6 protein-coding genes are annotated in these 9,733 nt (G+C 66.1%); 1 reads left to right on the forward strand and 5 read right to left on the reverse strand.

What is annotated here, in order from left to right; translation table 11 throughout:
• Positions 1-165: 165 nt before the first annotated feature.
• From HF854_RS08460 to HF854_RS08480, 5 genes are all read right to left on the reverse strand, one after another.
• Complete coding sequence (locus HF854_RS08460) at positions 166-615, reverse strand: NADH-quinone oxidoreductase subunit B family protein (RefSeq protein ID WP_006007884.1); 450 nt, start codon at positions 613-615, stop codon at positions 166-168.
• 11 nt (positions 616-626) lie between these two features.
• Positions 627-1,589, reverse strand: coding sequence for a respiratory chain complex I subunit 1 family protein (locus HF854_RS08465; RefSeq protein ID WP_006007886.1), 963 nt, complete (start codon positions 1,587-1,589; stop codon positions 627-629).
• 15 nt (positions 1,590-1,604) lie between these two features.
• Positions 1,605-5,390 carry a complex I subunit 5 family protein gene (locus tag HF854_RS08470; protein WP_168935892.1) on the reverse strand — a complete coding sequence of 1,262 codons (3,786 nt, stop codon included), beginning with the start codon at positions 5,388-5,390 and terminating at the stop codon, positions 1,605-1,607.
• Between the two features lie 178 nt (positions 5,391-5,568).
• A complete protein-coding gene (locus HF854_RS08475; RefSeq protein ID WP_168935893.1) occupies positions 5,569-6,561 on the reverse strand; it encodes an NAD(P)H-dependent glycerol-3-phosphate dehydrogenase in 993 nt (330 codons plus the stop codon).
• Between the two features lie 216 nt (positions 6,562-6,777).
• Positions 6,778-6,975, reverse strand: coding sequence for a heavy-metal-associated domain-containing protein (locus tag HF854_RS08480; RefSeq protein ID WP_168935894.1), 198 nt, complete (start codon positions 6,973-6,975; stop codon positions 6,778-6,780).
• 112 nt (positions 6,976-7,087) lie between these two features.
• On the opposite strand from HF854_RS08480, the gene HF854_RS08485 reads away from it, so the two are divergent.
• Entirely contained in the window at positions 7,088-9,448 is a 2,361-nt protein-coding gene (locus HF854_RS08485; RefSeq protein WP_168935895.1) for a heavy metal translocating P-type ATPase, read from the forward strand.
• The last annotated feature ends 285 nt before the right edge of the window (positions 9,449-9,733 follow it).

Raw genomic sequence — 9,733 nt, forward strand, 5'->3', positions numbered from 1 at the left:
ACCGCAGACGTGGTGGCATATGCCGCAGCGCCGGCAGGGCTGATCCCCGGAAGTTGTCTCGGCAGCGGGGGAGGCACCGTCAAGAGGTGCGGTACCGTCAGCGGGAGCGGCGTCACGCAGCCCCAGCCAGACGGCCAGCCGATGCAAAGGCTTCCCCCTGTCCATTTATTCCTCGATGCCCAGCTTTTTGAGCCACATCTTGCGTGCCAGCACCACGCCTTCCAGGATGGCCTGGGGGCGGGGCGGACAGCCGGGCACGTTCACATCCACGGGGATGTAGCGCGAGATGGGGCCCTCGATGGAGTAGCCTTCGCGGAACACGCCGCCGGAGATGGGGCAGATGCCCACGGCCACGGTGATCTTGGGCTCGGGGATCTCGTTCCAGACCGCGAGCACGCGGTCGCGCACACGGGTGGTCAGCGGGCCGGTGATGAGCACGATGTCGGCATGGCGGGGGCTGCCGCAGTACCGGCACCCCAGGCGTTCCACGTCGTAGCGGGGGATGCAGGCCGTGGTGGCCAGTTCCACGTCACAGCCGTTGCAGGAGCCCGCGTTGATGCGGAAGAGCCACGGCGAGCGTACCGACAGTTTCTTGAGCATGTTGTCCAGACTCATGCCCGACCTCCTTACAGCGCCCACACCAGCACCAGGCTCACCAGAGCCAGGACGGTGGGGACCTTCACATAAAAGCGGAACGCCTGGTCGATGCGGAAACGCCCGGTGGCGGACTTGACCAGGGTCAGGGACAGCAGCATCAGCACCAGACACTTGAAGACGAACCAGATCAGGTTGACGATCCAGAAGTCGGAGATGGTGCCGGGGAAGAACAGGGCCACGCCCAGGCCCAGGACCACGAAGGTCTTGAGGGCGGAGCCGATCTGGAACAGGGCCAGCAGGGGGCCGCCGTATTCCAGCAGGGGACCTTCCAGCACTTCGGTCTCGGCTTCGGGGATGTCGAAGGGCGGCACGCCCATGGTGCCGGGCAGGAAGATCAGGTAGGCCAGCAGGGCCGGGATCATGACCGGGTTGAGGCCCAGGGAACCGGCGTTCTGCTGCCAGTCCACGATGGCCAGCAGCGAGAACTCGGCACCGGTACCGGTGGCCTTGCCCACCAGCATGGCCACGGCCAGCAGGATCATGAGCAGGGGGGTCTCGTAGGCCAGCATCATGAGCATCTCACGCGAGAAGCCCATGGCGCCGAAGGGCGAGCTGGAGGCCGAGCCGCCCAGCATGATGGCGATGGCCGGGATGGGCAGCAGGTAGAAGAGCACCAGCAGGTCGCCCATGTTGTACAGGCCGCTGAACACGCCGGGCACGGGGATGAAGGCCGCACAGACGGCCATGCCCGCAAAGCCCACCACGGGCGCGGCCAGGAAGACGCTGCGCACGGCCGTTTTGGGGATCAGGGTCTCCTTGGTCAGCAGTTTGGCGATATCCAGCAGGGGCTGGATCAGCGGCGGGCCCACGCGGCGCTGCAGGCGGGCCTCGACGCGACGGTCAAGGCCTTTGAACAACAGCCCCACAGCCAGCGCGAACAGGCCGCCGGGGAAAATGCACATGTGCAGCACACCAAGAATGATGTCGGTCATCTCGGTTTCTCCTTCCTAGCTCTTGTTGTCTACGCTGGTATTGCCCGGGAACCAGGCCAGGCGGCGAACCAGCCCGCCGTAGATGCCCGAGGGCGCCATGCGGCTGGTGGCCACCTCGGTGGGCAGGCCGCAGGTATGCACGTCCACTTCACGCAGCACCACGAAGCGGCGCACGAAGTACCAGCCCGCGGCGGCGGCGATGGCCATCATCACGCTCAGGCCGGTGGCGTTCCAGGCACCGGGGCCTTCCTGCAGGCCCGAGAGGCCCACCACCAGGCTGCCGGCGTTGTAGTCGTCCAGGATGGCGTTGATGGGCCAGAGCATCAGGCCGGGGAAGATGCCGGTGATGATGCAGCCGATGGCCAGGATGGCCATGGGCACACGCATGGTCAGCGGGGCTTCCTGCACATGATCCAGATGCTTGGAAGGCTGGCCCAGGAAGGCCGCATGCAGGAACTTGGCGATGTAGGCCAGGGTCAGCACGCTGCCCACCAGGGAGAGCAGGGCCAGGAAGGGCTGGTCCGCCTGCATCAGGGCGTGGTAGATGATCCACTTGGACGAGAAGCCGCTGGTGGGCGGCACGCCGACCACGGACAGGCCGGCGATGGCGAACATGCACAGGGTGAAGGGCATCTTGCGGCCGATGCCGCCCAGGTCATCCAGGCTGTCGGCGTGGGTGGCGAACATCACGGCGCCGCAGACGAGGAAGAGCAGGTCCTTGAAGAACACGTGGTTGATCACGTGCAGCATGCCGCCCGCGTAGCCCAGGGCACCGCCGGCAGCCACGGCCAGCACCATGTAGCCGATCTGGCTCACGGTGGAGTAGATGAAGACCAGCTTCACGTTGTTGACCAGCAGGGCCTGGGTGGCGGCCATGACGATGGTGATGCCGCCGATCCACATGACCACGGTCTGGATCAGTTCATTGGGCCAGGCGGCGCTGACGCCGATCATGGCCAGGCTGCCGCCAATAAGCATGAAGAGCTTGATGAGGCCCAGGATGGAGCTCTTCAGCAGCACCGAGGATATGTAGCCGGACACGGGCGTGGGGGCCAGGGCCGGATGCATCTGCCAGTCGATGCGGAAGGGCAGCTGGGCGGCCTTCATGACGAAGCCGATGGCCAGCAGGGCGGTACCGCCCCAGACGACCCAGCCGGGCAGCAGGAAGATCTTGGTCAGGTGCTGCATGGACTCGGAAGAGAACGGCGTGGCCGGACCGAGCACACAGACGCCCACGAAGATGAAGCCGGCGCCCAGCACGTTGAAGAAGAAGTACTTGAAGGCTTCGCGCAGCGAGGCCTTGTCGCCTTCATGGGCGATGGCCATGTAGAGCGTCCACGAACTCATGATCTCCCAGAACAGGAAGAACTGGAAGAGATAGGTGCTGGCGGAGATGCCCACCAGGCCGCCGCACATGGCGGTGAAGGCACAGTAGAAGCGCCACTGGGTGTGGCTGTGGGACATGTAGCCCTGGGCGTAGAAGACGTTCAGGGCGCCGATGAGCGGCACGATGAGCGCGAAGCAGTAGCTCAGGGTATCCAGGTCGCGGCCCAGGAAGATCACCAGGGCGGCGGTCAGCAGCAGCACGAAGGCGCTGGAGCGGGCGGCCCAGATGGGATTGCGGCGGAAGAAGGCCGGCAGCAGGGCACCGAACACGGGCACGGCCACATAGATGGGCCAGGGCGCCATGACGGACTGGAGCACGACCAGATCCATGGAGGCCGGGGCGAAGCAGGCCGAGGCCACGGGGATGACCAGCGTGAGCGGGGCCCAGGGGGCCAGGCCCAGCAGCAGGCTGAGGGCGGCCAGGGCCATGAGGGCGCCGCGGATGGACCACGGGGCCTCTTCCACCATGGGCAGGTCGGCGGGACGTTCCTCGAAGACCAGGGTCTTGAGGATGCGCACGTAGTAGATGGCGCCCACCAGGGAGCCGATGAGGATCAGGGCCGCCAGCGCGGGATGACCGGCATGGATGGCGGACTGGATCATCAGGTATTTGCTGAAGAAGGCGGTGAACGGCGGCAGGCCCATGATGCAGATGAGGCCCACGGCCATACAGCTCACGGTCCAGGGCATGCACTGGCCAAGACCGCGCAGGTCGGCGAGCTTGCGGCTGCCGGCCCGCAGGATGAGGGCGCCCGCACCGAGGAAGAGCAGGTCCTTCATGATGGCGTGGCTGAGCATGTGCGACAGGGCGCCGGCCGTGGCCAGCCAGGTGCCCATGCCCAGCACCAGGGCGATCTCGCCCAGCTGGCCCAGGGTCGAGTAGGCCAGCATGCGCTTGATGTCGTCCTGCTTCAGGGCCATGAGCTCACCGAAGATCAGGGTGGCCGCGCCCATGAAGGTCAGGATGGAGCCGAACCAGGACAGGCCGAAGACCTCGGCCTTGGAGAACAGGGCGCCGTTGGTCTGGCCCAGCAGCAGGACCACGATGCCGAACATGCCCATCTTGGTGATGATACCGGACAGGGGACCGGACACCGAGGAAGGCGCGGCGGGGTGGGCATCGGGCAGCCAGGAGTGCAGGGGCACCAGACCGGCCTTGACGCCGAAGCCGACGAGGCAGAGCAGGGCGGCCATGTTCAGCACATGGGGCGAAAGCAGGGCGCTCTGGATGCGGACATCGGCAAGGCCCAGGCCGCCGTTGCCCAGCAGCAGCATGCCGGGCAGCATCAACAGGGCGCCGCCCGCGCACATCAGGTAGTATTTGAAGCCCGCGTCAAAGGCCACGCGGTTGGCTTCGTGCACCACCAGGAAGTAGGAGGCGAAGGTCATCAGTTCCCAGTAGCCGTACATGGCGGCCATGTCGGGCGTGGAAACGATGCCGGCCAGAGAGGCGAAGGTCAGCAGCAGGAAGAACCAGTACCAGCCCTGCCGGTGGGCGTGGGCCATGTAGCCCAGAGAGTACACCGAGACGATGAAGGCGATGAAGCCGATCATCACCAGGAAGAGCAGGGCCACGGGCGCGGGCGCATCCAGCGTCAGGGTCGCGGCCAGGGCGGCGGCACAGGCCAGCACGCCAAGGTGGGGCATCCAGCGGAATTTCGCCCAGGCGGCCACGCCGCAGACGAAGGCGCCGGCAAAGTAGATCCAGAAGGCGGGATGCACGGTGGCGTGGGCCACCTGCAGGCCGGCCCAGCCGGCAGCCACGTCCAGCATGGGGCCGCGGGCCAGGCCCATGAGCGCCACTAGCACGCCCAGCACCAGGGTCAGGGCGTCGGAACGGCAGCTGCCGGAGGCAGCGCCGTCACAGGCGGTGCTACAGGGCTGCAGGAAGCACTGGCGCAGGGCGTCCACATGCAGGGCGATGAGGACCGTGGCCGTGACGGCCGCCAGCACGGTGCAGAACAGGCCGCAGTGCAGAGGCAGGGAAGAGGCCAGTATGCCCTGGGTGATAAAAAGACGCCCTTCCGGGATCAGGAAGGGCGAACCGCCCACGCTGGCCATGAGGCCGAGGGCGAACAGGGCACCATTGACGGGTTGGAGTTTGACGGCCACGCGCAGGGCCGCGAAGGTCGCCGACGGAGCGGCGGGCCCGGCCAGGGAATTGAGGGCGCTCCAGCTCAGGCCGCGGGCCAGCAGCTGGAAGGCCACGAACAGCCAGACGCCTGTACCGGCGGCGGCATTGGCCGCACCCAGCGCCATGCAGATGAGGCCCGCGTCATGCACGGCCCCCCACAGGATGAGCCGGCGGGCGTTCTGCCGCTGGCGGATCGCCTGCCATGCGCCGTACAGCAGGAACAGCAGGCCCGGGATGAAAAGGATGAAGGAACCGCTTGCCGTGTAGGATGGTATTGTCATACGCGCCCCATTGTCTGCCGGGTAAAAAGTACAAAATTATTGCAGAGGACGTGGATGCGCGTCATCTGCCCGTGTTTGCCCTTCCGGCGGGATATCCTCGTGAAAAAAATTTTTTTCACGATTAGCCTAAAGATACGCGACATTCCTGACTGGTGCAAGCCTCTTTTTGGCTTGCTTGTCATTCCTGGCGCAAAGTCCTCGTCATCAGACGCATGACCGCTTCGCGGGGGGATTCGCCCCCGTGCAGCAGCCCCTGGACGGTATCGGTCACCGGCGTCTCCACGCCCAGCCGCCGGGCCAGGTCGTAGACCGCCGAGGTGGTCTTGACCCCTTCGGCCACCATGCCCAGGCTGGAGGTGATGTGCTCCAGGCTCTCCCCCTGTCCCAGGCGCAGGCCCACCTGCCGGTTGCGGGAAAGGTCGCCCGTGCAGGTCAACGCCAGGTCGCCCAGGCCGGAAAGGCCCATGAAGGTGGCCGCCTGCGCTCCGCAGGCCTCGCCGATACGGCTCATCTCGGCCAGGCCGCGCGTCAGCAGGGCCGCACGGCTGTTGTGTCCCAGCCCCAGCCCGTCGCAGACGCCGGCCGCTATGGCCATGACGTTTTTCAGCGCGCCACCCAGTTCCACGCCCAGCACGTCGGTGCTGGAGTAGCAGCGGAAGGTGGCGCAGGAAAAAAGTTCACGCAGACGGCAGCCCAGCGCTTCTTCCGCCGTGGCCAGCACCACGGCCGTGGGCTGGTCGCGCACCACTTCGGCTGCGAAGGACGGCCCGGAAAGCATGGCATAGTGGAACGGCCTGCCCGCCAGCTCTTCCGCCACGATGCGGCTGCACGGGGAAAGCGTGCCCAGCTCCAGCCCCTTGGCGGCATTGATGAGCACGGGCTCGGGGTGCAGATGGTCCCGCATGGCGTGGAGCCAGCCGCGCAGCTGCTGGCAGGGTATGGCCAGCAGAAGGAGCTCGGTACCCAGCAGTTCCGGCCCCGTCCCGGCCTCCAGGTCGGGATGCAGGGCAAGCCCCGGCAGGTAGCGCGGGTTCTCGTGCCTGGTATTGATGGCCTCGGCCACGGCGGCATCACGCAGCCACAGGCGCGTCCTGTGCCCGCGGACTGCCAGCAGATGCGCCAGGGCCGTGCCCCAGCTGCCGCCACCGGCCACAGTGATGGTGTGTCGCATGTTCTCTCCTGACGATCTGCGGACAATAAAACTCTTCGTTATTACGGCTTTTGTGCCATCACGGCAAGTAGGGAACGCTTGTTGTTCTATGCGTATAGAATCATTGGAATAAATTAGAAAATATTTCATAAGATATTTTCTAAGGAAAAAGCGCCTGCGCTTGGGGACAAAAAAGGCCGCATGCGCGGCCTGAAAAAGATGTGGCGGTCGTGGGGGTTATTGGGGATCGAAGCCGATGTCGAAGATGGCCTGACGCAGGGCGGTCTCATCGACCGGAGCGCTTTCTTCATAGCGCAGTTCCTTGGCGTCCAGGTCCACCACGGGGTTGCTTACGCCGGGGATCTTGGCGGCGGCTTCTTCCACAGCGGCTTTGCAATGGCCGCAACGCATGCCGTTGACTTTGAGGATCTTCATGCGACACTCCTTGCTGTGTTCCCACATATTGATTTTCATTTTCAATGGGAGCACCATCAGGAATAATACTGCCGGAACGGAGCGTCAAGACCACCGGCAGGCAGGAGGTTTTATGGAAACGCGAAAGGCAGGTCCCTTGCGTTTTGATATCGGCGGCATGCATTGCGCCGCCTGCTCCTCACGCATCGAACGCGTGGTGGGGCGCATGGAGAACGTGGAGCGCATCGCGGTCAACCTGGCCACGGCCAAGGCGCAGATCTGGCTCAAGCCGGGCACGGAAAGCGAGACGGTGCCCCTGATCATGGAACGCGTGGCGGGCATGGGCTTCAGTGCCGTGCCGTCACAGGAAGAGGACGTGGCCGTCCAGTACGAGAAAAAACGCCGGCAGGACGAAAAGGACCGGCGCGTGCGTCTGGGGCGTCTGGGCCCCATGCTGGTCTTTGCCGTGCCCCTGCTCATCCTCTCCATGGGACATATGCTGGGCATGCCCCTGCCCGCCTGGCTCGATCCGCACCACGCGCCCCGCACCTTCATGCTGGCGCAGCTGGCCCTGACCCTGCCCGTGGTCTGGCTGGGCCGCCATTTCTACCGCGAAGGTCTGCTGGCCCTGGCCCACAAGGCCCCCACCATGGACAGTCTGGTGGCCGTGGGCACGGGATCGGCCCTGCTCTACAGCCTGTGGACGACCCTGCTGGGCCTTGCGGGCAGCGACCCCCAGCTGCGGGCCATGAACCTGTATTATGAATCCGTGGCCGTGTTGCTGACCATGATCGAGCTGGGCCAGTTCCTGGAGGCCACGGCCAAGCGCAAGGCCGGGGACGCCATGGGCGCGCTGCTGCGCCTGACGCCGGAAACGGCCCTGCGTCTGGAGGCTGACGGCCAGAGCCGCGAGATCCCGCTGGCCGAGGTCATGCCCGGCGATACCCTGGTCATCAGGCCCGGCGCCCGCATCCCCGTGGACGGCAGCGTGACCGGCGGCAAGAGCGCCGTGGACCTTTCCCTGCTGACCGGGGAATCCATCCCCGTGGCCGTGGGCCCCGGCGACAGCCTCGTGGCCGGGAGCGTCAACGGTGAAGGCGCCCTGACCATGACCGCCGAACATGTGGGGCAGGACACCCGTCTGGCCCGCATCATCCGGCTGGTGCGCGAGGCCCAGGGCAGCAAGGCCCCCATCGCCCGACTGGCCGACCGGGTGAGCTTCTACTTCGTGCCCGCGGTCATGGGCATCGCCACCCTGGCCGGGCTGGCCTGGCTTGTCTTCAGCGACGAGCCCGCCACCGTGGCCGTCACGGTCTTCGTGGCCGTGCTGGTCATGGCCTGCCCCTGCGCCATGGGCCTGGCCACGCCCATGTCCATCATGGTGGGCACCGGACGCGGCGCCCAGCTGGGCGTGCTCATCAAGAACGGTGCTGCCCTGGAGCAGGCCGGTCACGTCCGGGCCATCGCCGTGGACAAGACCGGGACCCTGACCACCGGCAAGCCCGTGCTGACCGGAGTCATCCCCCTCGCCGCCCATGACGAGCAGGCCCTCGTTACGCTGTCCGCCGCGCTGGAGGCCCGCTCCGAGCATCCGCTGGCCCTGGCCCTGGTGGCCGCGGGCAAGGAACGCGGCTGCCCCGCCTGCCCCGTGGATGCCGTGGACGTGGCGCCCGGTCTGGGCATCGCCGGTGTGGTGACGCTGGGCGATACGGCCTGGCGCGTGGCCCTGGGCAATGTCGCTTTCATGGAGCAGAACCGCATCGCTCCCGATGCCGCGGTGCTGGAACGGCTGGCCTCGCTGGCCGAAGCCGGGCAGACGCCGCTGCTGCTGGCGCTGGCTCCGGCCCGGGCCGCCCTTGCCGCTGCCGGTGATGACGACAGCGCCCGCTGGCAGTGGGACGACCTCCAGATCGCGGGTATCCTTTCGCTGGCCGACGCCCTGCGCCCCGAATCCGCCGCGGTGGTGGCCCGCCTGCACGAGATGGGCATCCGGGTGGTCATGCTCACCGGGGACAACGAGCGCACCGCCCGGGCCGTGGCCCGGCAGGCCGGTCTGGATGACGCCGATGTGGCCGCCGGACTGCTGCCCGCCGAAAAGGCCGAGCGCATCCGCCAACTCCAGGCCGAAGGCCTGCTGGTGGCCATGGTGGGCGACGGCATCAATGACGCCCCGGCCCTGGCCGTAGCCGACGTGGGCATGGCCGTGGGCAGCGGTGTGGACGTGAGCGCCGAAGCCGGGGACATCGTGCTCATGCGCGGCGGCATGGACGCCGTGCTCACCGCTTTGGCCCTTTCCCGCGCCACCATGCGCAACATTCGCCAGAACCTGGGCTGGGCCTTTGGCTACAACCTGCTGGGCCTGCCCGTGGCCGCCGGGCTGCTGCATGTCTTCGGCGGGCCCATGCTCTCGCCCATGATTGCCGGTACCGCCATGGCCCTGTCGTCCTTTTCGGTCGTCAGCAACGCGCTGCGACTGCGGTTTTTCAAGGTATAGGCGGGGGCTGGTTGTTTGCAGGGGGGAAGGGAAACCTTTTTGGAAAAAGGTTCTCCCTTCCCCCCTTGCATCCCCCCATCCTTTCCAAAAACTTTTATTTTGAAGGATGGCAGTGGCGGGAGGGCGGTCTCCGTTGGCAAGAACGTATAAGAGAATGTCCGGCATACACCTTGCTATACCAGTTTTCTCCAAAGGATACAGGCCAAAGCAAGGTAAAGTAGCCCCATAAAATTGACGAGGTAACAACAGTAGCGAGTGCGCAAGCTCCGAAAACCCTTCAACCAG

Source organism: Desulfovibrio piger, from assembly GCF_012843875.1.
In the GTDB taxonomy this organism is placed as follows: Bacteria; Desulfobacterota; Desulfovibrionia; order Desulfovibrionales; family Desulfovibrionaceae; genus Desulfovibrio.

Coding starts and splice junctions, on each gene's coding strand:
- HF854_RS08460 (WP_006007884.1), bottom strand. CDS start 615: ATGAGTCTGGACAACATGCTCAAGAAACTGTCGGTACGCTCGCCGTGG.
- HF854_RS08465 (WP_006007886.1), bottom strand. CDS start 1,589: ATGACCGACATCATTCTTGGTGTGCTGCACATGTGCATTTTCCCCGGC.
- HF854_RS08470 (WP_168935892.1), bottom strand. CDS start 5,390: ATGACAATACCATCCTACACGGCAAGCGGTTCCTTCATCCTTTTCATC.
- HF854_RS08475 (WP_168935893.1), bottom strand. CDS start 6,561: ATGCGACACACCATCACTGTGGCCGGTGGCGGCAGCTGGGGCACGGCC.
- HF854_RS08480 (WP_168935894.1), bottom strand. CDS start 6,975: ATGAAGATCCTCAAAGTCAACGGCATGCGTTGCGGCCATTGCAAAGCC.
- HF854_RS08485 (WP_168935895.1), top strand. CDS start 7,088: ATGGAAACGCGAAAGGCAGGTCCCTTGCGTTTTGATATCGGCGGCATG.